Origin of the sequence: Nocardioides sp. zg-DK7169, assembly GCF_013155365.1 — a bacterium.
GTDB lineage: Bacteria > Actinomycetota > Actinomycetes > Propionibacteriales > Nocardioidaceae > Nocardioides.
In genome coordinates this window covers 109125-131006 of sequence record NZ_JABJRA010000002.1, presented here as the reverse complement: position 1 = coordinate 131006, position 21882 = coordinate 109125, and the positions used below count along the sequence as shown (strand labels likewise).

22 protein-coding genes are annotated in these 21882 nt (G+C 71.5%); 9 read left to right on the top strand and 13 right to left on the bottom strand.

The genetic code is table 11. From position 1 onward, the window contains the following. Positions 1-55 precede the first annotated feature (55 nt). The 4 genes from HOQ23_RS03255 to HOQ23_RS03240 are packed head-to-tail and all read left to right on the top strand — an operon-like array spanning position 56 to position 4274. Positions 56-1291 carry an extracellular solute-binding protein gene (locus HOQ23_RS03255; RefSeq protein ID WP_172211821.1) on the top strand — a complete coding sequence of 412 codons (1236 nt, stop codon included), beginning with the start codon at positions 56-58 and terminating at the stop codon, positions 1289-1291. Next, positions 1288-2229 carry a carbohydrate ABC transporter permease gene (locus HOQ23_RS03250; RefSeq protein WP_367650351.1) on the top strand — a complete coding sequence of 314 codons (942 nt, stop codon included), beginning with the start codon at positions 1288-1290 and terminating at the stop codon, positions 2227-2229. Before HOQ23_RS03255 ends, HOQ23_RS03250 begins: the two co-directional genes overlap by 4 nt. Before the next feature lies 1 nt (position 2230). Then, positions 2231-3061 (top strand): carbohydrate ABC transporter permease, encoded by an 831-nt coding sequence (locus tag HOQ23_RS03245; RefSeq protein WP_172211819.1) that lies wholly within the window; start codon positions 2231-2233, stop codon positions 3059-3061. A gap of 4 nt (positions 3062-3065) precedes the next feature. Beyond that, the gene (locus HOQ23_RS03240; RefSeq protein WP_172211817.1) at positions 3066-4274 is read left to right on the top strand and encodes an ABC transporter ATP-binding protein; all 1209 of its coding nucleotides are present in this window, start codon (positions 3066-3068) and stop codon (positions 4272-4274) included. Between the two features lie 12 nt (positions 4275-4286). Here HOQ23_RS03240 and HOQ23_RS03235 read toward each other — a convergent pair whose 3' ends face one another. From HOQ23_RS03235 to HOQ23_RS03215, 5 genes are read right to left on the bottom strand one after another with little or no spacing between them, the layout of a single operon-like run. Further along, entirely contained in the window at positions 4287-4964 is a 678-nt protein-coding gene (locus tag HOQ23_RS03235; RefSeq protein ID WP_172211815.1) for a DUF1707 domain-containing protein, read from the bottom strand. Between the two features lie 26 nt (positions 4965-4990). Then, positions 4991-6070, bottom strand: a complete 1080-nt coding sequence (locus HOQ23_RS03230) for an ABC transporter ATP-binding protein (protein ID WP_172211813.1) — start codon at positions 6068-6070, stop codon at positions 4991-4993. Positions 6071-6072: 2 nt separating this feature from the next. After that, on the bottom strand, positions 6073-6873 hold the full coding sequence (locus HOQ23_RS03225; protein ID WP_172211811.1) for an ABC transporter permease: 801 nt from the start codon (positions 6871-6873) through the stop codon (positions 6073-6075). Further along, positions 6870-7778 carry an ABC transporter permease subunit gene (locus HOQ23_RS21130; protein ID WP_216653565.1) on the bottom strand — a complete coding sequence of 303 codons (909 nt, stop codon included), beginning with the start codon at positions 7776-7778 and terminating at the stop codon, positions 6870-6872. The genes HOQ23_RS03225 and HOQ23_RS21130 overlap by 4 nt, the downstream gene beginning before the upstream one ends. Position 7779: 1 nt before the next feature. Then, positions 7780-8904 carry an extracellular solute-binding protein gene (locus HOQ23_RS03215; protein ID WP_216653564.1) on the bottom strand — a complete coding sequence of 375 codons (1125 nt, stop codon included), beginning with the start codon at positions 8902-8904 and terminating at the stop codon, positions 7780-7782. 143 nt (positions 8905-9047) lie between these two features. On the opposite strand from HOQ23_RS03215, the gene HOQ23_RS03210 reads away from it, so the two are divergent. Together HOQ23_RS03210 and HOQ23_RS03205 are read left to right on the top strand one after the other, a co-directional pair. Then, on the top strand, positions 9048-10733 hold the full coding sequence (locus tag HOQ23_RS03210) for a fumarate hydratase (RefSeq protein ID WP_172211809.1): 1686 nt from the start codon (positions 9048-9050) through the stop codon (positions 10731-10733). Between the two features lie 90 nt (positions 10734-10823). Beyond that, positions 10824-12038 (top strand): MFS transporter, encoded by a 1215-nt coding sequence (locus HOQ23_RS03205; protein ID WP_172211807.1) that lies wholly within the window; start codon positions 10824-10826, stop codon positions 12036-12038. An 88-nt stretch (positions 12039-12126) separates the two neighbouring features. On the opposite strand, the gene HOQ23_RS03200 is transcribed toward HOQ23_RS03205, so the two are convergent. The 4 genes from HOQ23_RS03200 to HOQ23_RS20710 are packed head-to-tail and all read right to left on the bottom strand — an operon-like array spanning position 12127 to position 14108. After that, a complete protein-coding gene (locus HOQ23_RS03200; protein ID WP_172211805.1) occupies positions 12127-12330 on the bottom strand; it encodes a hypothetical protein in 204 nt (67 codons plus the stop codon). 46 nt (positions 12331-12376) lie between these two features. After that, positions 12377-12943 (bottom strand): DUF3618 domain-containing protein, encoded by a 567-nt coding sequence (locus HOQ23_RS03195; RefSeq protein WP_172211803.1) that lies wholly within the window; start codon positions 12941-12943, stop codon positions 12377-12379. Beyond that, positions 12919-13398: a phage holin family protein gene (locus tag HOQ23_RS21430; RefSeq protein WP_367650350.1), complete on the bottom strand. Its 480-nt coding sequence runs from the start codon at positions 13396-13398 to the stop codon at positions 12919-12921. Before HOQ23_RS21430 ends, HOQ23_RS03195 begins: the two co-directional genes overlap by 25 nt. Then, a complete protein-coding gene (locus tag HOQ23_RS20710) occupies positions 13395-14108 on the bottom strand; it encodes a hypothetical protein (protein WP_172211801.1) in 714 nt (237 codons plus the stop codon). The genes HOQ23_RS21430 and HOQ23_RS20710 overlap by 4 nt, the downstream gene beginning before the upstream one ends. 80 nt (positions 14109-14188) lie before the next feature. Between HOQ23_RS20710 and HOQ23_RS20705 the strand changes: the two genes are divergently transcribed. Both HOQ23_RS20705 and HOQ23_RS03175 read left to right on the top strand, forming a co-directional pair. Next, positions 14189-14872 (top strand): hypothetical protein, encoded by a 684-nt coding sequence (locus tag HOQ23_RS20705; protein WP_172211799.1) that lies wholly within the window; start codon positions 14189-14191, stop codon positions 14870-14872. Next, entirely contained in the window at positions 14869-16284 is a 1416-nt protein-coding gene (locus HOQ23_RS03175; protein ID WP_172211797.1) for a class II fumarate hydratase, read from the top strand. Before HOQ23_RS20705 ends, HOQ23_RS03175 begins: the two co-directional genes overlap by 4 nt. A 40-nt stretch (positions 16285-16324) precedes the next feature. Here HOQ23_RS03175 and HOQ23_RS03170 read toward each other — a convergent pair whose 3' ends face one another. The 3 genes from HOQ23_RS03170 to HOQ23_RS03160 all read right to left on the bottom strand — a co-directional run bounded on the left by HOQ23_RS03170 (position 16325) and on the right by HOQ23_RS03160 (position 19718). Next, a complete protein-coding gene (locus HOQ23_RS03170) occupies positions 16325-17062 on the bottom strand; it encodes a lytic transglycosylase domain-containing protein (protein ID WP_172211795.1) in 738 nt (245 codons plus the stop codon). Positions 17063-17326: 264 nt separating this feature from the next. Beyond that, complete coding sequence (locus HOQ23_RS03165) at positions 17327-18670, bottom strand: PhoH family protein (RefSeq protein WP_172211793.1); 1344 nt, start codon at positions 18668-18670, stop codon at positions 17327-17329. Between the two features lie 274 nt (positions 18671-18944). Continuing rightward, positions 18945-19718, bottom strand: coding sequence for an isoprenyl transferase (locus HOQ23_RS03160; RefSeq protein ID WP_172211791.1), 774 nt, complete (start codon positions 19716-19718; stop codon positions 18945-18947). Positions 19719-19849: 131 nt separating this feature from the next. Here HOQ23_RS03160 and HOQ23_RS03155 point away from each other — a divergent pair, with 131 nt between their 5' ends. Continuing rightward, positions 19850-20578, top strand: a complete 729-nt coding sequence (locus HOQ23_RS03155; RefSeq protein ID WP_172211789.1) for a hemolysin III family protein — start codon at positions 19850-19852, stop codon at positions 20576-20578. 23 nt (positions 20579-20601) lie between these two features. Here HOQ23_RS03155 and HOQ23_RS03150 read toward each other — a convergent pair whose 3' ends face one another. Further along, entirely contained in the window at positions 20602-21861 is a 1260-nt protein-coding gene (locus HOQ23_RS03150) for an MFS transporter (protein WP_216653562.1), read from the bottom strand. Between the last annotated feature and the right edge of the window lie 21 nt (positions 21862-21882).

The following is a 21882-nucleotide window of genomic DNA, read 5'->3' as shown; positions in this document are numbered from 1 at the left end:
GGCGGGCCCTGCTCGCTCGCGGGTCCGGCGCGGCATCGCCGCGGCCGCCGCCGCCGTGCTGGCCACGACGCTGCTCGCCTCGTGCTCCAGCGACGACGGCAAGCCGGTGCTGACCTGGTACCTCAACCCCGATGGTGTCGACACGCTGAACGCCATCGCGGATCAGTGCAGCACCGAGGACTACGACATCGAGACCGAGCTCCTCCCGACCGGTGCGACCGACCAGCGGGTGCAGCTGGCCCGCCGGCTCGCGGCGGAGGACGACACGACCGACCTGATGAACCTCGACCCGGTCTTCGTCCCGGAGTTCGCCAACGCCGGGTGGCTCGCCGAGATGCCCGACGACACCATCACCGAGGACACCCTCCAGGGCATCGCCGAGACGGCGCGCTGGGAGGACAAGGTCTACGCCTCGCCGATGTGGGCCAACACCCAGCTGCTCTGGTACCGCAAGTCGCTCGCCGAGGAGACCGGGCTCGACATGAGCAAGCCGGTCACCTGGGACCAGATCATCGACGCCGCCGCCTCGGTCCCGGGCGCGACGGTCGGGGTCCAGGGCAACAAGTACGAGGCCTACGTCGTGTGGATCAACGCGCTGATCCAGGGTGCCGGCGGGGTGATCGTCTCCGACACCGAGGCCGGCATCGACGCCAAGGTCGAGATCGACTCCGAGCCGGGGCGCGAGGCGGCCGCGGTCATCGAGAAGCTCGCGAGCTCCTCCGCGGCCCAGTCGGACCTGTCGGTCTCCAACGAGGGCACCAGCCTGCCGGCGATGTTCTCCGGGCCCGGCGAGTTCATGGTCAACTGGACGTTCGTCTACAAGAACTACGCCCCGAGCCCCGAGAACGGCATCACCGAGGAGCAGTACAAGGACCTCGGCTGGGCCCGCTACCCGCGCACCCTCCCCGACGAGCCCTCGAAGCCCCCGGTCGGCGGCATCGACGTCGCCGTCGGCGCCTACTCCAAGCACCCCGACTTCGCCCTCGAGGCCGCGCGCTGCGTCACGAACACCGACGCCCAGGTGGCGCTCGCCGTCGAGGCCGGGCTGATGCCGGCGACCAACTCGGCGTACGACGCGCCGGAGCTGGCCGAGGCCTATCCCAAGGACCTGCTCACGCTCTTCCGCGAGAGCGTCGACCAGGGCGGTCCGCGTCCCAAGAGCGCCTTCTACGCCACGATCTCCAGCGCGTTGCAGAGCGTGTGGCACTCCCCGGAGTCGGTCAGCGACTCCACGCCCAAGGAGTCCGCCGAGTTCCTCAAGAACGTCCTTGAAGGGAAGGCGCTGTTGTGACCACCACCGTCGCCACCCCGGCCACCCAGGCCGGTCGCCAACCCCAGGAGGTGAGCGACCGCACCCGTGCCGAGAACCGGCTGGGCATGAAGCTGGTCGCCCCCGCCCTGGTCGTGATGCTCGTGGTCACGGCGTTCCCGATCCTGCGAGCGCTGTGGCTCTCCTTCTACAACTACTCCCTCACCGCTCCCGAGGACCGCCAGTTCATCGGGATCGACAACTACGTCACCGCCCTGACCGACAGCCTCTTCTGGCGCGACATCGGGATGACGGTCATCTACATGCTGGTGACCGTGGCCTTCGAGCTGGTCATCGGCTTCGCGTTCGCGATGATCATGCACCGGGTGATCTTCGCCCGCGGCATCATCCGCACCTCGATCCTGATCCCCTACGGCATCATCACGGTCGTCTCGGGCTTCGCCTGGCAGTTCGCCTTCACCTACCAGAACGGCTTCATCAACGGCTGGTTGCCGTTCGTGAGCGCCGACTTCAACTGGTTCGGGGACACGGTCCCAGCGGTGATCGCGATCATGGTCTCGGAGATCTGGAAGACCACGCCGTTCATGTCGCTGCTGCTCCTCGCCGGACTGGCGCAGGTCTCCGAGGACATGATCGAGGCCGCCAAGGTCGACGGGGCCACCTGGTGGCAGCGGCTGTTCAAGGTCATCCTCCCGAACATGCGAGCCGCGATCATGGTCGCGGTGCTCTTCCGGGCCCTCGACGCCTACCGGATCTTCGACAACATCTTCGTGATGACCGCCGGCGCCCAAGGCACCGAGTCGATCTCGTTCCTGACCTACCGCCAGAGCATCGAGCAGTTCCAGCTCGGCATGGGCTCCGCCCTGGCCGTGCTGCTGTTCCTCTCGGTGCTCCTGGTCGCCTTCATCATCGTCAAGCTGTTCCGGGTCGACCTGGCCCAGGCCCGAGGGGAGTCCTGACATGCGCAAGCTCGCTCTGCCTCTCGGCGTCCTGCTGGTGATGGTGTGGTGCCTGCTGCCGATCGCCTGGATCGTCTCGCTGTCCTTCAAGAGCCAGGAGGCGGTCTCCAACGGCACCGACCCCGGGTTCCTCCCGCTCGACTCCTTCACCGGCTGGGAGAACTACCAGACCGTGTGGGAGGACGAGCAGTTCCGGCGCTCGATCATCAACTCGATCGGCATCAGCCTGATCGCCACGATCCTCTCGGTGGCGCTGGCCACGCTCGCGGCGTACGCCATCGCCCGCCTGGAGTTCCGGGGCAAGCGCTTCGTGCTCTCCACCGCACTGGCGATCGCGATGTTCCCGGTGGTCTCGCTGGTCAGCCCGCTGTTCGACCTGTGGCGCCAGTTCGGGCTCTACGACACCTGGCCCGGCCTGATCATCCCGTACATGTCGTTCACGCTGCCGCTGGCGATCTGGACGCTCTCGGCCTTCTTCCGCGAGATCCCGTGGGAGATGGAGCAGGCGGCCCAGGTGGACGGCGCCACGTCGTGGCAGGCGTTCCGCAAGGTCATCGTGCCGCTGGCCGCGCCCGGCGTGTTCACCGCGGCGATCCTGACCTTCTTCTTCGCCTGGAACGACTTCGTCTTCGGCATCACGCTGACCTCGACCGAGGCCGCGCGACCGATCCCGGCCGCGCTGTCCTTCTTCGTCGGGCCGGACCCGTTCCAGCGACCGGCGGGGCTGCTCGCGGCCGCCGCCGTCATCGCGACCATCCCGATCGTGATCATCGTCCTGCTGTTCCAGCGCAAGATCGTGGCCGGCCTCACCTCCGGCGCAGTGAAGGGGTAACACCATGGCCGCCATCTCCATGAAGAACATCGTCAAGAAGTACGGCGACGGTTTCCCCGCCGTGAACGACGTCTCGATCGACGTCGCGGACGGCGAGTTCATCATCCTCGTCGGGCCGTCGGGCTGCGGGAAGTCGACGCTGCTGCGGATGATCGTCGGCCTGGAGGACATCACCTCCGGGGAGATGAGGATCGGCGACCGCGTGGTCAACGACCTGGCTCCCCGCGACCGCAACCTTGCGATGGTCTTCCAGAACTACGCGCTCTACCCGCACCTGACCGTCTACGAGAACATCGCCTTCCCGCTGCGCCTGGCCGGCGAGAAGGACGACGAGGTGGACCGCAAGGTCCGTGACGCGTCCGCCACCCTGGAGCTCGACGAGCACCTCGACCGCAAGCCGGGCAACCTGTCCGGAGGCCAGCGCCAGCGCGTCGCGATGGGCCGCGCGATCGTCCGGGACGCCGACGCGTTCCTCTTCGACGAGCCGCTGTCCAACCTCGACGCCAAGCTGCGCGGGCAGATGCGCACCGAGATCGCGCGCCTCCAGCGCCGCCTGGGGATCACCACCGTCTACGTCACCCACGACCAGACCGAGGCGATGACCCTGGGCGACCGGGTGGCGGTGCTCAAGCGCGGCGTGCTCCAGCAGCTGGCCACGCCGCGGGAGCTCTACACCCAGCCCAACAACCTCTTCGTCGCCGGCTTCATCGGCTCCCCGCCGATGAACTTCCTGCCCGCGACCGTGGAGGGCGACCAGGTCAGCCTGCCCTTCGGCAAGGTCCGCATCCCGCAGGCCAAGGCCGAGCGGGTCCAGGGCCGCGGCCTGCTCATCGCCGGTGTCCGTCCCGAGCACTTCGAGGACGCCGACGTGGTGGGCAAGCCCGGCGACGGCTCGACGTTCCGCGCGAAGGTCGACGTCGTGGAGTGGCTCGGCAACGAGTCCTACGCCTACATCCCCTTCGAGGCTCCCCCGGAGGTGCAGGCCCAGCTCGACCAGCTCGAGCGGGACCTGGACGGCGAGGCGATGCGCACCCAGCTGGTCGTCTCCCTCGACGGCGCCTCCCGGATCCGGGAGGGCGACGAGGCCGAGCTCTGGATCGAGACCGACCAGATGCACCTGTTCGACCCCGAGACCGGGGAGAACCTCACCCTCGACCGCAAGGTCGAGGACAACGAGCAGGCGACCTTGGAGCACACCGCCACGGACGGCTGACCCCGAGAAGTGTCAGGACGATGCCCGGCCCAGGAACCCGCGTTTCTGGCCGGGCATCGGCTTGCGGGTGACCGTCACGGCGCCCATCAGCGCGAAGCCGCGCACCCGCACGATCGGCGAGTACGGCCCGAACTCGGGGACCACCTTGTCGCGGCCCTGCTCGAAGGCGCCCATCACGCCGGAGCCCTCGACCACCACCTGGGTGTGGGCGTTGACGTAGATGTCGACCGAGCCCATGACGGTGTTGGCGTTGATGATGACCTCGCGCACCGTGAACACGGTCTCGCGCAGGTCCAGCACCACGGCGCCCATCACCGAGAACGCCGTGTGCGTGGGACCGAGCACCCACGCGCCCTTGCGCTCCTGCGAGGCCAGCACGGCGGTGCTGCTCGAGGGCTGCGGCAGGCCGGCGTACGACGCGGGGGACGGTGTCCCGGGGCCGGCCGGGGCCGGCGCCGCGAGCCCCGACGTCGTGGGCACCACAGAGGAGGCGCCGGGCAGGTCGATGACCAGCGGGACCAGGTCGGCGTAGACCTTCGCGGCGTAGGTGGCCTCGAGACGCTCCTCGAGCTCGTCGACCTCCAGGCGTCCCTCCCCCGCTGCCTCGCGGAGGAACTCGGCCAGGCGATGCCGGTCGGCGTCGGATATCCGCAGCTCGGGCGGGCGCGGCTGCTGGGGGTCTCCGTCCATGGCGCTCACCCTATCGAGGCGCGCGCTCAGCCGCTGACCACGAGGACGGGCGTCGGCGCCAGGCGCAGCGAGACCCGCTGGCCGGGCACGAGCCCCTCCGCCAGGCTGCTGGCCAGCTGCGCGACGAGCGTGGTGCCGTCGGGCGTCGTGACGGTGACCCGGGACAGGGCACCGAGGAACGAGATCGCCACGACGTGCGCGTCGCCGTCGGCGCCGTCCGCGGCGGCCTCGACGTGCACCGACTCGGGGCGGACCAGCGCGTCGCCGGCGCCGGCGGTCGAGCCCGGGAGCAGCGGCAGCGCGGCGCCGAGCACCCGCGCCACACCGTCCTCGACCTGGGCCGGCAGCCGATTGGACAGGCCGACGAACTGGCCGACGAACGCCGTCGCCGGGGCGTCGTAGAGCTGCGGCGGCGCGGCGATCTGCTCCAGCCGGCCGGCGTTCATCACGCCGACCCGGTCGGCGATCGCCAGCGCCTCCTCCTGGTCGTGGGTCACGAAGAGCGTCGTCGTGCCGACGTCGAGCTGGACCCGCCGGATCTCCTCGCGCAGCTGCACCCGCACCTTGGCGTCCAATGCCGACAGCGGCTCGTCGAGCAGCAGGACCGCAGGCTCGATGGCGAGTGCCCGGGCCAGGGCGACGCGTTGTTGCTGCCCGCCCGAGAGCTGGTGGGCGTAGCGGTCGTGGTGCTCGCTGAGGCCCACCAGCTCGAGCATCTCGCCGGCGCGAGTGCGACGGTCGCGACGCGAGCGGCCGCGCAGCTTGAGCCCGAAGTCGACGTTCTGCGCGACGGTGAGGTGCGGGAAGAGGCTGTAGGCCTGGAAGACCATCCCCATGTCCCGCTTGCTGGCCGGCACTCGCGAGATGTCACGGCCACCGACGAGCACCGTCCCCGCGTCCTGGGCCTCGAGGCCCGCGAGGATCCGCAGCGCGGTCGTCTTGCCGCACCCGGACGGCCCCAGCAACGCGACCAGCTCCCCGGGCTCGATGCGCAGGTCGAGCCCGTCGAGGGCCCGCACCTCGCCGTAGTGACGCTGGAGCCCGGACAGCTCGACGGCGAGCCCGTCCTGGCTGCGCTGCGGCGCACGGCTGGTCAGTTGGGTCATGCTCACCTCCGGGTGGAGCGTCGGCGGTCGAGCACCGACATGACGAGCAGCAGGAGCGCTGCGAAAATGATGGAGCCGAGCGCCGCCGCCATCGACAGCGGCGCGTCGCTCTTGCCGAGGAGCACGATGACGACCGGCAGGGTGTCGTAGTTCAGCAGTGAGGCGACGGTGAACTCGCCCAGCACCAGGGCGACGGAGATGAACGCCGCGTTGACCACGCCCGGCCAGATGTTCGGCAGCACCACCCGCACGATCACCGTGAACCAGCTCGCGCCGAGCGAGCGCGCCGCCTCGGCCAGGGTGGTGGTGTCGATGGAGGACAGCGCCGAGTCCAGCGCCCGGTAGGCATAGGGAAGCACCAGCACGACGTAGAGGAAGGTCAAGGTGAGCGCGGAGTCGCCGATCAGGTAGTTCACCCAGGCGTAGACGTTCTTGATGCCCACGACGATGACCAGGGCGGGGATGGTCAGCGGCAGCAGGCAGAGGAACTCCACCAGCCGGGAGGCACGTGGCACCCGCAGGCGCACCCACACCATCGTCGGCACCAGCAGCACGAGCATGCCGACGACCGTCAGCCCGGCGAGCAGCAGCGAGGTGGTGATCGCGTCGGTCATCGCGGGGTCGCGCAACAGCTGCGACCAGGCCTCTCCGGTGCGCTCCTCGGTGCCCGGGACCTTCGTGCTGAAGTCCAGCAGGGCCAGCATCGGCAGGGCGAAGAAGACACCGAAGCAGAGCAGCAGCAGGCCCCGCGTCACGTTCCAGACCCGCCGCCCCGTGCCGGTGCCCGGCAGCGCGCCGCTCATCCCAGCCACCGCGAGGTACGGCGCAGCAGCCAGGCGTACAGCCCCATCACGACCGCCACGACCACGACCATCTGCAGCGCGAGCGCGTAGGCGAAGTTGGCCTGCCCGAGGATGATCTCGCTGCTCAGCGCCGAGCGGATCAGCAGCGGAGTGATCGGGGCGCCCTGGCTGACCAGCGCGGCGGCTGTGGCGTAGGCGGCGAACGCGTTGGCGAACAGCAGCAGCGCGGAGCCGAGGAACGCCGGGCGCAGCAGCGGTACGGCGACCTTGGTCCAGTACTGCCAGGTGTTCGCCCCCAGCCCGACCGCCGCCTCGCGCCACTGCGGGCGCAGCCCCTCGAGCGCGGGGAGGAAGACGATCACCATCAGCGGGATCTGGAAGTAGGTGTAGACGAGCACCAGGCCGGGCAGCTCGTAGAGCCAGCCCGAGCCGGTGGCGTCGAGGCCGAAGAGGTCGGCGAGCAGGTCGGTCAGCAGGCCACCGAAGCCCAGCGTGGCGATCCATGCGAAGGCGAGCGTGACCCCGCCGAACTGGGCGAGGACACCGCAGACGGCCGTCGCCAGGCGGCGTACCAGGCTGGACGGGGGCGCGGCCAGGATGAGGTAGGCCAACACTGCGCCGAGCACCGCGCCCAGCGCGGCCGAGAACGTCGAGAGCAGGAGGCTCTGACGCAGCGCGCGAAGCGCGGTCTCCTCGAAGAGCGCGGACACCTTCTCGGTCGAGAAGGCACCGGACTCGTCCTGGAAGGCGCCCACCGCCACGGTCACGGTGGGCACCAGCAGGAAGACGCCGATGAAGGCCAGGAACGGCACCAGCCCGATGGCCGGGCCCACGCGCAGGCGCGGGCCCGGCCGGCGCGACGACTTCGCCGTCCCGGGTGCCGCCGTGGGCGCGAGAGCGCTCACCTCAGCCGATGGCCTTCGCCCAGTTCTCGGAGAGGTAGGCCGCCATCTCCTCGGTCTGCTCGTTGGTGGCGATCACGGGGTCACCGGTGACGGGCGGCAGTGCGTCGTACAGCTCGGCGTCGATCGTGCCCGCCTCGGCCATCGCCTCGGCGCGCACCGGCCGGGCGCCGCCGGCCAGCCAGAGGTTCTGGCCCTCGTCGCTGTAGAGGAACTCCTGCCACAGGCGCGCCGCCGCGGGGTGCGGGGCGTCGGCGTTGATCGCCTGGAAGTAGTAGCCGGCGACCGGCGCCTCCTCGGGCACGAACACCTCCCAGTCGTCGAGGTTCTGCGACTCGACGGCGTTGAGGTAGTCCCAGTCGATGACGACAGGGGTCTGGCCCGAGGCGATCGTGGCCGGTGTGGGGTCGACCGGGAGGAAGTTACCGGCCTTCTTGAGCGCGGCGAAGAACTCCACGCCGGGCGCGATGTCGTCGGCGGAGCCGCCGTTGGCGACCGAGGCCATGAGCACGCCGCTGAACGCGGCGCCCGCCTCGGTCGGGTCTCCGTTGAGTGCGACCTTGCCCTTGAACTCCGGCTCGAGGAGGTCGTCCAAGGAGGTGATGGCGGGCACCTTGCTCGCGTCGTACCCGATCGACATGAAGCCGCCGTAGTCGTTGACCCAGGTACCGTCGCCGGCCTTGAACTCCTCGGGGACGGTGTCCCAGGTGTCGACCCGGTACTCGGCGAACATCTCGGTGTTGGCCAGCGCCACCGACTGCGCGAGGTCGAAGACGTCGGGCGCGCGGTCGGTGCCCGCGAGCTGCACGGCGGCGTTGATCTCGTCCTGACTGTCGCCATCCGGCTGCGCGGAGTTGACCTTGATGTCGTACTTCTTCTCGAACGTCGAGATGATCTCGCCGTAGTTGGCCCACGTCGGGGGCACGGCGATGACGTTGAGCTCGCCCTCCTCCTGGGCGGCCTCGACGAGCGCCTCCATCCCGCCGAGGTCCTCCGCGGAGGTGGCGGTCGCGGCGCTGGACCCACCGTCGTCCTTGTTGTCGTCGTCGTCGGACGGCGGCGCGCACGCAGCCAGCGCCGTCATCGTGGCCAAGGTCGCGAGCGACGCGACGACCGGTCGGAACTTCACGGTGGGACCTCCTTGAGAGTCGGTCCGCGCATGCGGACCCGGCCTCACCTCGCAGTGATGCCTGTCACGCAGGCTACTCGCGCTCGGGCCGGGTGCGTCGCCCGGCCCGGGCCGTGGCCCGCGAAGCGGTATCCTCCCTGCTCGTGGCCAGCCCTGAGTTCCTCTACTCCGACCTCCTCCCCGCCGGCAAGGACGACACGCCCTACCGGCTGATCACCACCGAGGGGGTCAGCACCTTCGAGGCGGACGGCGAGACGTTCCTGCGCGTCTCCCCCGAGGCGATCCAGCGCCTCACCACCGAGGCGATGCACGACATCAGCCACTACCTGCGCCCCGCGCACCTGCGGCAGCTGCGCCGGATCATCGACGACCCTGAGGCGTCGGGCAACGACCGCTTCGTCGCCCTCGACCTGCTCAAGAACGTCAACATCTCCGCCGGCGGCGTGCTGCCGATGTGCCAGGACACCGGCACCGCGATCGTGATGGGCAAGAAGTCCGAGGGCGTGCTCACCGGCACCGACGACGGCGAGGCGATCAGCCGCGGCGTGTACGACGCCTACACCAAGCTCAACCTGCGCTACTCCCAGCTCGCGCCGCTCACGACGTACGAGGAGAAGAACACCGGGTCCAACCTCCCGGCCCAGGTCGAGATCTACTCCACCCCGCAGACCTCGGGGAAGCCGGAGTACAAGTTCCTCTTCATGGCCAAGGGCGGCGGCTCGGCCAACAAGTCCTTCCTGTTCCAGGAGACCAAGGCGATCCTCAACCCGGATCGGCTGCTGAAGTTCCTCGACGAGAAGATCCGCTCGCTCGGGACCGCGGCCTGCCCGCCGTACCACCTCGCCGTGGTCATCGGCGGCACCTCGGCGGAGTTCGCGCTCAAGACCGCCAAGTACGCCTCCGCGCACTACCTGGACAACCTGCCGACCGAGGGCTCGATGAGCGCCCACGGCTTCCGCGACCTCGAGCTGGAGGAGCAGGTCTTCAAGCTCACCCAGTCCTTCGGGATCGGCGCGCAGTTCGGCGGCAAGTACTTCTGCCACGACGTGCGCGTCGTCCGCCTGCCGCGCCACGGCGCCTCGCTGCCGGTCGCGATCGCGGTCTCCTGCTCCGCGGACCGCCAGGCGCTGGGCAAGATCACCCCCGACGGCGTCTTCCTCGAGCAGCTCGAGACCGACCCGGCGCAGTACATGCCCGACGCCGGCATGGCCGAGGAGATCGCCGGCGGCGAGGTCGTCCAGGTCGACCTGAACCGCCCGATGAGCGAGATCCTCGCCCAGCTCTCGCAGTACCCGGTCAAGACCCGCCTGTCGCTGACCGGCCCGCTGGTCGTGGCCCGCGACATCGCGCACGCCAAGATCAAGGAGCGCCTGGACGCCGGCGAGGAGATGCCGGAGTACCTCAAGAACCACCCGATCTACTACGCCGGTCCCGCGAAGACCCCCGAGGGCATGGCCTCCGGCTCCTTCGGCCCGACCACCGCCGGGCGGATGGACTCCTACGTCGAGCAGTTCCAGGCGGCCGGCGGCTCGATGGTGATGCTGGCGAAGGGCAACCGTTCCAAGCAGGTCACCGACGCCTGCGGCACCCACGGCGGCTTCTACCTCGGCTCGATCGGCGGCCCGGCCGCGCGCCTGGCCCAGGACTGCATCAAGAGCCAGGAGGTCATCGAGTACCCCGAGCTCGGCATGGAGGCGGTCTGGAAGATCGAGGTCGAGGACTTCCCGGCCTTCATCGTCGTCGACGACAAGGGCAACGACTTCTTCACCGACCCCGCCGGCACCACCACGGTGCCGATCTCGGGGATCCGGGTGCGCTCCGCGCAGTAGCGCACGCGCCGAGCCGTGGGCATCGCCATCGCGTCGCCGACACCCACGGCGGTGCCCACGCACGTTCGTACGCTCGTGAAGGGCTGACACATGTCCAGCGTCCGTCGGCGCAGGTTCGCGCTCTACGCCCTGTTCTTCATCCCCGGACTGGGGATCGCGTCCTGGGTGACCCGCACCCCGGCGATCCGGGACCTGCTCGACGCCTCGACCGCAGAGATGGGCTGGGTGCTCTTCGGCCTGTCGGCGGGGTCGATGATCGGCATCTTGTCCAGCGGCCCGCTGGTGCTGCGTCTCGGAGCTCGGCGGGTCGTTGCCGCCGGCACCGCCAGCGTCGTGGTGAGCATGCCGCTGATCGGCCTGGGCGCCTGGTCCGCGTCACCGCTCCTGGTCGCGACCGGGCTCGGGTTCTTCGGGTTGGGCATGGGGTCCAGCGAGGTGGCGCTGAACGTGGAGGGCGCCGAGGTGGAGCGGATCGTCGGGAAGCCGTTCCTGCCTCTGTTCCACGGGTTCTTCAGCCTCGGCACGCTGGTGGGGGCGGTCGCCGGCATCGCCTTCACCGCCCTGGACTTCTCCGTGGTCGCGCACCTGCTGATCATCGGAGCCGCGACCCTGCTGGCCTTCGCGGCGAGCATCCGCGAGCTGGAGCCCCGGACCGGGCAGTCGCCACGCGGTGCCGGGCAGCCCGCCCAGGCGGTCACGGGCGCGTCCGCCGGGCCCACGCTGTGGAAGGACTCCCGCCTGCTCCTGATCGGTGCCCTCGTCCTGGCCCTCGCCTTGGCGGAGGGGACCGCGAACGACTGGCTGCCGCTCATCATGGTGGACGGCCACGGCTTCGACGCGGCGCTCGGGTCGGTCGTCTACGCCGTCTTCGCCGCCTCGATGATGGCCGGGCGGTTCAGCGGTGCCCGTGTGGTCCAGGCCTTCGGCCGCAGCCGCGTGCTGGCCGCGAGCGCGGCATGTGCCGCTGTCGGGCTGCTGCTGGTCTCCGTGGTCGACCACCAGCTCGTCGCCGGACTGGCGGTGGTCTTCTGGGGCCTGGGCGCCTCTCTCGGCTTTCCGCTGGCACTCTCGGCCGCCGCGGACTCGGGCCCGAACGCCGCGGCCCGCGTCTCGCTGGTGTCCAGCGTCGGCTACCTGGCCTTCCTGGTCGGCCCTCCCGCGCTCGGACTGCTGGGAGACGCCGTCGGGCTCCGGAACGCGTTGCTGGCGCCCATGGTCGTGGTGCTCCTGGCGGCCTTCCTGGCGCCCGCCGCCAGGCCCCGTCCGCAGAGCGCTGGGGACCCGCAGCTCAGCGACCGGACCTGAGCCCTCCACCGCCGTCTGCACGACAACGGCCGGGGGGCACGCCTCCCCTCTGGAAGAGGCGTGCCCCCACGGTGATCCGCGGTGCGGATCAGGTGCGGTTGGACTCCACGTTCCCGCCCGGCTTGCCGTTGGGACCGGCGTCCTGACCATCCTCGATGGCCCCTTCGGCCTCCGGGTTCCCGGCGACGCCCTGGTCGTCGGAGATCGGGGTGTCCGCCTCCGCCGGGTCCATCGAGGCGACCTCGGAGACCTGTCCCTCGCTCTGCTCGTTCGTGTCGTCCTTGCCCGTCATCGGGCCTCCTTCTCGTGTACGCGTGCTGACCGGTAGCCAGTACCCGTCATTCGCTCTTGGCCGACGACTGGACGTCGCCGACCGCCGAGCGGCCCTCCTCCTGGACCCTGCCGGCGGAGCCCATCGCGGACTCCTTCACCTGCTGTGCGGCCTCCGTGGCGGTCTCCTGCACACCCGAGGCAACGTCCTGACCGACCGACTTGGCCTGATCGAGCAGCGGGCGGCCCTGGTCGAGGGCGGACGACGCGGCGCTCGCCTCGGCCCGGCTGGCCGGGATCATCCCCGCGATCACCATGCCGAGGCCGAACGCGACCAGCCCGGCGCCCAGCGGGCTGCCCTCGTAGCGGTCCTGCGCGGCGCCCGCGGCCGAGGACGCCGTGTCACGCACGGTGTCCTTCGCGCCGCTGGCGGCGCCGCCGGTGCTCTCGCGGGCCTGGGACGCCGTGCCCATGACGCGGTCCCGCACGCCGAGGACCCGGTTGCGTGCCGCTGCCTTGCGGCGCGCGACGACGGCCGACGGGCTGACCCGGTCCTGGAGCTCGTCGAGGTCCTGGGCCAGCGTCTGGCGGGTGCCGGCGATGTCGGTGCTCAGCTCTTCTGTGCGGTTGCCCATTGGGCGTCCTCCTTCAGTGTGCGCTGCGTCGTGGGCAGCTGGGGGTTGCTCTCCTTCAGGGCCTTGCGACCGACCACGGCGAGCACGGCGGCGACCACCGCCCACAGGACGGTCACGATCAGCGCCGCGACCCACAGCGGCATCCAGGAGTCCAGGACGACGGTCAGGGTGACCGACACCCAGATCAGCAGCAGGTGACCGGCCACGCCGGCGCCCCCGAGCAGGCCGGCGCCCTTCCCCGCCTGGGCCATCTCCTGCTTGAGCTCGGTCTTGGCCAGCTCGAGCTCCTGCTTGACCAGGGTGGAGATGTCGCTGGTGACGTCGCTGACGATGTCACCGAGGCTGCGCTCCCCCCGTGGTGCGGCGTCGACCGGGGCCGAGCCGGACGCCAGCGGGTCTGCGAACCCGGGCGGGTGCTCCGGCGGCGGGACCGACGGTTGGACGGGCCCGCTCACTGCACGCCCCGCTCGCCGGACGGCTCACCGGGTCCGCGCTCGCCGTAGCCCATCTCCGGGCCGGAGCCCATCGCGGTGGTCCGCGGCGCGCCCGACTGCGCCGGACCTCCGGGCACCAGCGGGTCGTCGGTCGCGGAGACGTCGTCGAGCATCGGGTCGCCCGCGACGTAGGGCCGCCCGGTCGGTGCCGAGCCCACCTCGCCCGCCGCGCCGCCCTCGAGCGGCACCGGCGCGCCGGTGCCCTCGGCAGCGGCGATGCCGTCGGCGGCACCGCGCAGCAGCCGCCCGGCGACGACGCCGGCGGCGAGCGACCCGAGCAGGAACACGCCCGGGCGGCGCCGTGCGAAACGGCGGGCCTCGTCGAGCAGCTCGCTCGGCTCGTGGTCCTCCAGGTAGGAGCCGGCGCTGCGTGCGCGGTCGGCGACCTCCTTGGCGACGCTCGTGGCCAGACCCGGCTCGCCGCCGTCCGCCATCTTCCCCAGGTCGTCGGCCAGTCCGCGCAGGGTCTCGGCGAGGCGGGCCTGCTGGGTCTTCGACTGCTCGCTGGCCTGGGAGACCGCGTCGTCGAGGACCCGGCGCGCCTGACCGGCGGCCTCCGAGGCCACCGCACGTGCCTCCTCGGCGGCGGTGCCGGCCACCTGCTTGCCGTCGTCGACCGCCGTACCGGCGGCAGCCTGGGCTCGCTCCTTGGTGCTGGGACTGTCGTTCATCGGACCTCCACAAAGGGTTTCGGGAACGCTGTGGGGTATCCAGGACCGCGCCCGTCATCCTCATCCCCGAGGATGGACCTGTGGAGTACGTCGAGAAGGCCCGCGCCGAGTCCGAGCGCGGCGAGCTGGTGCTGCGCGAGCGGCGCGAGGAGAACGGCCCGGTCGTCTGGGAGCTGCGCGCGAACGGCGTCTTCGTCATGGACACCGAGGAGACCAGCACCGAGGAGGCGCTGGCGACGGCCTGCCTGGCGCTCGTGGAGGAGCCCGCGCAGGTCCTCGTCGGGGGCCTGGGGCTCGGCTTCACCGCGCACCGGGTGCTGGCCGACCGCCGGGTCCGGCGCTGCGTGGTCGTCGAGATCGAGCAGGCGCTCGTCGACTGGATGCGCGACGGCACCGTCCCCCACGGCCCCGCGGTGCTCGCCGACGAGCGCCTCCAGGTGGTGGTCGCCGACGTCGCCGTCGCCCTGGCGGAGGCGCGCCCCGCGTCGTACGACCTGGTGCTGCTCGACGTCGACAACGGCCCGGGCTACCTGGTGCACGACGCCAACGCCGGGCTCTACGAGACGCCGTTCCTGACCCGCCTGCGCACGCTGCTGCGCCCGGGCGGGGCCGCGGCGATCTGGTCGGCCTCCGAGGAGCCCGCGCTCGAGGAGGCCATGCGGGCGGTCTTCGGCGCGGTCGACCCGCAGCCGCTGGACGTCGTCCTGCAGGACCGCGCGGAGCACTATTGGCTCTACGTCGCCCGGGTACCGTCCCAGGCGTGACCAGCGAACGGGGCAGCAGCCAGGCGGACCAGCAGGAGTTCCGCACCGAGCACGACTCCATGGGCGACGTCCTCGTCCCCCGCGACGCGCTGTGGCGCGCACAGACCCAGCGGGCGGTGGAGAACTTCCCGATCAGCGGCACCCCGCTCGAACCGCGCCTGATCCGCGCGATCGGGCTGGTCAAGGCCGCCGCCGCCACCACGAACGCCGAGCTCGGCGTGCTCGACGCCGACGTCGCCCGCGCGATCGGCGAGGCCGCCACCGCGGTGGCCGCCGGCGAGCACGACGACGCGTTCCCCATCGACGTGTTCCAGACCGGCTCGGGCACCAGCTCGAACATGAACGCCAACGAGGTGATCGCCAGCCTCGCCGCGCGCGCCGGCACCGAGGTGCACCCCAACGACCACGTCAACGCCAGCCAGTCCTCCAACGACACCTTCCCCACCGCGATCCACGTGGCGGCGACGCTGGCGGTCATCGAGGACCTGTTCCCCGCGCTCGACGCGCTCAGCTCCTCCCTGGAGCGCAAGGCCGTGGAGTTCGCCGGGCTGGTGAAGTCCGGGCGCACGCACCTCATGGACGCCACCCCGGTGATGCTCGGCCAGGAGTTCGGCGGGTACGCCGCCACCGTGCGCTACGCCGCGGAGCGCCTGGAGTCGGTGCTCCCCCGCGTCCGCGAGCTGCCACTCGGCGGCACGGCGGTCGGCACCGGCATCAACACCCCCGCCGGCTTCGCCGAGCGGGTGATCGCGGTCCTCGCGGAGCGCACCGGCCAGCCGTTCACCGAGGCGCGCAACCACTTCGAGGCCCAGGGCACGCGCGACTCCCTGGTCGAGCTCAGCGGTGCGCTGAAGACCTACGCGGTCGGGCTGACCAAGATCTGCAACGACCTGCGCTGGATGGCGTCCGGCCCCACCACCGGGCTCGCGGAGATCCACCTCCCCGACCTCCAGCCGGGGTCGAGCATCATGCCGGGCAAGGTCAACCCGGTGCTCCCCGAGGCCACGCTGATGGTCTGCGCCCAGGTGATCGGCAACGACACGACGGTGACGGTGGCCGGCGCGAGCGGGAGCTTCGAGCTCAATGTCGCGATGCCGGTCATCGCCCGCAACCTGCTGGAGTCCGTGCGGCTGCTGGCCGCCTGCTCGCGGATGCTGGCCGAGCGCACCGTCGAGGGGATCACCGCCAACGCCGAGCGGATGCGCGCCTACGCGGAGTCCTCACCCTCGGTGGTCACCCCGCTGAACAAGCACATCGGCTACGAGGCGGCCGCCAAGGTCGCCAAGAAGGCGCTCGCCGACGGTGCCACGATCCGCGAGACCGTGATCGCGCTGGGCCACCTCGAACGCGAGGAGCTCACCGAGGCGCAGCTCGACGAGGCGCTCGACGTGGAGTCGATGACCCACCCCTGAGGCGGGCCCTCGGCGCCTCGGCGCCGGGGCGTGCCGCGGCTCAGTACCAGCCGTAGGACTCGCTGTGCGCCCAGGCGCCGCAGGGGCTGCCGTAGCGGTCCGCGATGTAGCCCAGGCCCCAGCGGATCTGGGTGACCGGGTTGGTGGCCCAGTCGGCGCCGGCGCTGGCCATCTTCGAGCCGGGCAGCGCCTGCGGGATGCCGTACGCCGACGAGGTCGGGTTGTCGGCGTTGACGGTCCAGTTCGACTCGCGGGTCCACAGCGAGTCCAGGCAGCCCCACTGGTCGGAGGAGAAGCCGGCCTCGCCGAGCAGGGAGCGACCGATGGTGCGCGGGTCCTGCGCCGAGAGGTCCTCGGTGCGGGTCATCGCCTCGCCGCCGGACGCCGACAGCACGGCCTCCTTGGCCGGGTCGGCCGCCTCGCGGCGGTCGGAGCGGGAGACCTCGGGACGACGGGTGGGCGCCTCGGGAGCGCTCTCCGCCTCGGTCGGGGTGCCGGCCTCGGTCTCGGGAGCCTCGGCGGCCGCCGGGGTGTCGGTGTCGGGATCGGTCCCGACGCCGGGCTCGAGGGCCTGGCTGAAGGACGTGGCGGCGAGCTTGCCCCCGGCGCTCGAGCCGCCATTGCTGGACAGGACGCCGCCGACCACGGTCGCGCCGGTGGCGGCGACCGCGAGGGTGGAGTAGAGGAGCGTCGCGCGCAGGGCCCGACGGGGGACCTCGGTGCTCGGTCGGGCGGGGGCGGCGCGGTGCTTGGGGGCGGACTTGACGGGCTCAGTCACAGGGTTTTCGGCTCCGGGTAGACAGCGGTGGCCAGCGGCCCACCTTGCTTCGTTGACGTGCGTCAGGCAAACCGCCGGGCCCAATCGGTGGGACAAAGTGGCGTGAAAGACAGTCCGCTCGCCACCTCAGCCACACCGGTCCCACGCACCACAGCGCGTGCCACGATCCGGAAAGGTCACACCTGTGGATCCGGGCGCCGGTCCAGGCCACTGCCGGCCCGGCGCCCGGATCTCAGGCCGGACTCAACCGACTCACGGCGGCCCTCACAGCGTGACGTCCTCCAGCATCTCCGTGACGAGCGCCGCGATCGGCGAGCGCTCGGAGCGGGTGAGGGTGACGTGGGCGAAGAGCGGGTGGCCCTTGAGCTTGTCGATGACCGCCACCACGCCGTCGTGGCGCCCGACCCGCAGGTTGTCGCGCTGGGCGACGTCGTGGGTGAGGACCACCTTGGAGTTGGCGCCGACCCGCGAGAGCACGGTGAGCAGCACGTTGCGCTCCAGCGACTGCGCCTCGTCGACGATCACGAACGAGTCGTGCAGCGAGCGGCCGCGGATGTGGGTCAGCGGCAGCACCTCGAGCATGCCCCGCGCCAGGACCTCCTCGATCACCTCCTTGGAGGTGATCGCGCCCAGGGTGTCGAAGACCGCCTGGCCCCACGGCGACATCTTCTCGTTCTCCGAGCCCGGCAGGTAGCCGAGCTCCTGCCCACCGACCGCGAACAGCGGGCGGAAGACGACGACCTTCTGGTGCTGACCGCGCTCGAGGACCGCCTCCAGCCCGGCGCACAGCGCCATCGCGGACTTCCCGGTGCCGGCCCGGCCCCCGAGGGACACGATGCCGACCTCGGGGTCCAGCAGCATCTCCAGCGCGATCCGCTGCTCGGCCGAGCGGCCGTGGACGCCGAACGCCTCGCGGTCCCCGCGCACCAGGTGCACGGCCTTGTCGGGGCCGACGCGCCCCAGCGCCGTACCGCGCTCGGAGACCAGCACCAGGCCCTGGTGGCACGGCATGTCGCGGGCCTCGGCGAGCTCGAGCGTGCCGTCGTCGTACAGCTCGTCGAGCGCGGCGGGGTCGATCTCGACCTCCGCCATGCCGGTGTAGCCGGTGTCGGACTCGCTGATCGCCTCGCTGCGGTACTCCTGGGCCTCCAGGCCGACCGCGGCGGCCTTGATCCGCAGCGGGAGGTCCTTGGACACCAGGGTCACCTCACGACCCTCGTCGGCGAGGTTGCGCGCCACCGCGAGGATCCGGGTGTCGTTGTCGCCGAGCCGGAACCCGGACGGGAGCGCCCCGGGGTCGGTGTGGTTGAGCTCGACGCGCAGCGTGCCGCCGCTGTCCCCGACCGGGATCGGCTGGTCGAGGCGGCGGTGGGTGACCCGCAGCTCGTCGAGCATCCGCAGCGCGGCGCGGGCGAAGAAGCCCAGCTCGGGATGGTGGCGCTTGCCCTCGAGCTCGGTGACCACGACGACGGGGAGCACCACCTCGTGCTCGGCGAAGCGGCGGATCGCCCCCGGGTCGGCCAGCAGGACGCTGGTGTCGAGGACGTAGGTGGTGCGGGCAGCGGCGGTCTCAGCGGGGCGCTGCGGGTGGTGGGCCTGGGTCGGCACGGTTCCCCCTCACGGCCCGGCACGACGCACTCGGCGTCCCGGTCCTAGCTCACGCGGATGGACCGGGGTGCCCGAAGACAGGAGTGCCCGCCTCCGTCCGCAGGGCGGGGCGACCGCCGTGCGATGCAGTCGTGACTGGTCACGATCGGGCCTCCTGGTACGGCGCGCTTCCCCACGCGCCGATGCCTCGAAAAGTACGCCGCCGGGGCGGTCGGATGTGGCGACACGCCGGAATCGGTGCCGAGCCTGGGGAGGAGGACCTGCGCGCGCGGCCTCAGGAGCCGAAGCGGCGCTCGCGCTGGGCGTAGGCCCGGATGGCGCGCAGGAAGTCGACGCGGCGGAAGTCGGGCCAGTAGGCCTCGCAGAAGTAGAACTCCGAGCGGGCGCTCTGCCACAGCAGGAAGCCGCTCATCCGCTGCTCCCCGGAGGTGCGGATCACCAGGTCCGGGTCCGGCTGGCCCTTGGTGTAGAGGTGGGCGGCGATGTCCTCCACGGTCAGGCCCTGCGCCAGCTCTGCCATGTCGGTGCCGCGCTCGGCGTGCTCGAGCAGCAGGGAGCGCACGGCGTCGGCGATCTCGCGGCGCCCGCCGTACCCGACCGCGATGTTGACCAGCAGGCCGTCGACGTCGCGGGTGGCGTCCGCGGCGGCCTTGAGCCGGGCGGCGGTCGCCGCCGGGAGCAGGTCGAGCGCGCCCACCGGGTTCACCCGCCAGCGGCGCTGGGCGGCCAGGGAGTCCACGACGTCCTCGATGATGCCCAGCAGCGGGCGGAGCTCGTCCTCGGGGCGGTTCAGGTTGTCGGTCGAGAGCAGCCACAAGGTCACCACCTCGATGCCCACCTCGTCGCACCACCCGAGCAGCGGCTCGATGTTCGCGGCGCCGACGCGGTGCCCGTGGGCGGAGTCGTGCCCCAGCGAGCGCGCCCAGCGCCGGTTGCCGTCGAGCATGACGCCGACGTGCTTGGGGAGGTTGTCCGGCATGCGCCGCAGCAACCGGGCCTCGTAGGCCGGGTAGAGCACCCGACGCAGCCCCCGTTTCCAGTCAGCCACGCCGTTCAGCGTAGTGGGAGATGCCCGTCACCCCCATGACGGCGTGCCCATCGGTTCGGGTCAGGTGACGTTCGCCGCCCTTTCGTCCGCGCCGGCCCTCAGGTGGGTACCGTCGGTGCATGAGCAGGTCCATGCAGCATGCACGCGACGAGGTGAGGCACGGCCTGGAGTCGATTCACGACTCGATCCAGGACACCATCGCCGAGGTCAAGCCCAAGCTGCGCGGGTGGCTCCACCTCTCCACGGCCCCGCTGACCCTGGTCGCGGGCATCGTGCTGGTGGCGCTCTCCCCCGACGCGACCACCAAGATCGGCTCGGCCGTGTTCACCGGCTCCGCCCTGCTGCTCTTCACCGTCTCGGCGATCTACCACACCGGCACCTGGTCGCCGCGGACCTGGGCGTTCCTGCGCCGCTTCGACCACTCCAACATCTTCCTGCTCATCGCCGGGTCCTACACGCCCTTCGCGCTGCTGCTGCTGGAGGGCACCCAGCGCACCGCGCTGATCGCGACGGTGTGGACCGGCGCCGTGCTCGGCGTGCTGTTCCGGATCTTCTGGACCGACGCGCCGCGCTGGCTCTACGTCCCGATCTACATCGCGCTGGGCTGGGCGGCGATCTTCTTCATCCCCGGCTTCTTCAGCGGCGCCACCGCGCTCGGCATGGGCATCGGGGTCGCGATCTTCACCCTGATCGTGGTCGGCGGCGCTCTCTACACCTTCGGCGGCGTGGTCTACGGCCTCAAGCGTCCGAACCCCTCGCCGCAGTGGTTCGGCTTCCACGAGGTCTTCCACGGCTTCACGGTGCTGGCCTTCTTCACGCACTACATCAGCGTCTCGCTGGCCACCTACGCCATGCGCTGAGGCCGCACGACCCTGGGGCGCGCTCAGGCGACGAGCTGCACCTGCGCCTCGCCGCGGCGTACGGCGGCCCGAGCGGCCACGGCCGCGACGCCCGTCCCGGCGACGGCGAACATCGCCGCCAGGCCCAGCCAGCCGAGCCAGCCGTGCTCGATGGCGGTCGCCGTGATCACCAGCGGCGCCAGCATCCCGGCGATCGAGTAGCCCATCTGGCTCACGCCCTGGTAGGCCCCGGCACTGAGCGGGTCGGCCAGCTCGAAGGCCAGGCCCCAGCCGCCCGCCTCGGCGAGGATCTCCGCCGCCGTGCTGACGGTCTCCGCGACCAGCAGCAGCACGACCGCCGCGACCGCCCCGACCGAGCCGGCCGCCGCCAGCAGCAGGCACGCGACGGCGAGCAGCAGCCCGCCGCGTCGTACCGCCCGGCCCGCGGCGCGCACCTCGTGGGTGCCGCGAGAGGCCCGCACCTGCAGCGACGCGACCAGCACGGTGTTGAGCAGCAGCACCACCGACACCATAACCGTCGGGGCCTCGGTGTGGTGGGCGATCCAGAGCGGCACCCCGACGTTCTGGAGGCCGAACTGCATGGCGACCACGGAGTTGAGCGCGGTCGAGGCGAGGTAGGTGCGGTCGCGCAGCGGCGAGCGGCCCTGCGGCGCGGAGAGGTCGGCCCGCGGTCCGCGGGTGGGCCTCAACGCCTCGGCCAGGCCGGGCACCCGGGCGCGCAGGCCGCCGAGGGGCACCACCGCGAGCAGGGAGAGCAGCCCGACCAGCACCATCGTCGTGCGGTACGCCGTCGCCGTGCCGATCAGCAGCGCGACCGCCGCGGCGGAGGTGCCGAGCGCGATGAACACGTTGGTGACCACCCGCAGCCGCGCGCGGACCTCGATCCGGTCCGGGCCGGTGAACCAGCGCGCGAGCAGGGTCTGCTTGGCCGTGCCCTGCATGCTGCGCGCGCCGACCGCGACGCAGGCGACGAGCACGAAGGTGAGCGCGTCGTCGGCGAGCACGTAGGCCAGCAGGGCGACCCCCTGCACCACGGTGGCTGCCTGCTGCAGCCGGTCCGCCCCGACCCGGTCGGCGAGCCGGCCACCGAGGAAGGAGCCCAGGACCCCGGTGGCGCCGGCGATGGTGAGCCCGGTGCCGACGGTGGTGGCCTCGAGCCCGATCACGAAGGTGAAGTACAGCGCGCTGACGCTGTAGAAGAGCCCCATCGACAGCGAGCCCGCCATCGTCGCGATCGAGAGGGCACGGGCGACCGGGTCGCCGGGGAGGAGGGTCCGAAGCACCCGGCAGTTTTCCCACGGCAT

Excerpts from the sequence above, each read along its gene's own strand:
- HOQ23_RS03245 (WP_172211819.1), top strand. The coding sequence starts at position 2,231 with ATGCGCAAGCTCGCTCTGCCTCTCGGCGTCCTGCTGGTGATGGTGTGG.
- HOQ23_RS03240 (WP_172211817.1), top strand. The coding sequence starts at position 3,066 with ATGGCCGCCATCTCCATGAAGAACATCGTCAAGAAGTACGGCGACGGT.
- HOQ23_RS03235 (WP_172211815.1), bottom strand. The coding sequence starts at position 4,964 with ATGGACGGAGACCCCCAGCAGCCGCGCCCGCCCGAGCTGCGGATATCC.
- HOQ23_RS03230 (WP_172211813.1), bottom strand. The coding sequence starts at position 6,070 with ATGACCCAACTGACCAGCCGTGCGCCGCAGCGCAGCCAGGACGGGCTC.
- HOQ23_RS03225 (WP_172211811.1), bottom strand. The coding sequence starts at position 6,873 with ATGAGCGGCGCGCTGCCGGGCACCGGCACGGGGCGGCGGGTCTGGAAC.
- HOQ23_RS03205 (WP_172211807.1), top strand. The coding sequence starts at position 10,824 with ATGTCCAGCGTCCGTCGGCGCAGGTTCGCGCTCTACGCCCTGTTCTTC.
- HOQ23_RS03200 (WP_172211805.1), bottom strand. The coding sequence starts at position 12,330 with ATGACGGGCAAGGACGACACGAACGAGCAGAGCGAGGGACAGGTCTCC.
- HOQ23_RS03195 (WP_172211803.1), bottom strand. The coding sequence starts at position 12,943 with ATGGGCAACCGCACAGAAGAGCTGAGCACCGACATCGCCGGCACCCGC.
- HOQ23_RS20710 (WP_172211801.1), bottom strand. The coding sequence starts at position 14,108 with ATGAACGACAGTCCCAGCACCAAGGAGCGAGCCCAGGCTGCCGCCGGT.
- HOQ23_RS03155 (WP_172211789.1), top strand. The coding sequence starts at position 19,850 with ATGCAGCATGCACGCGACGAGGTGAGGCACGGCCTGGAGTCGATTCAC.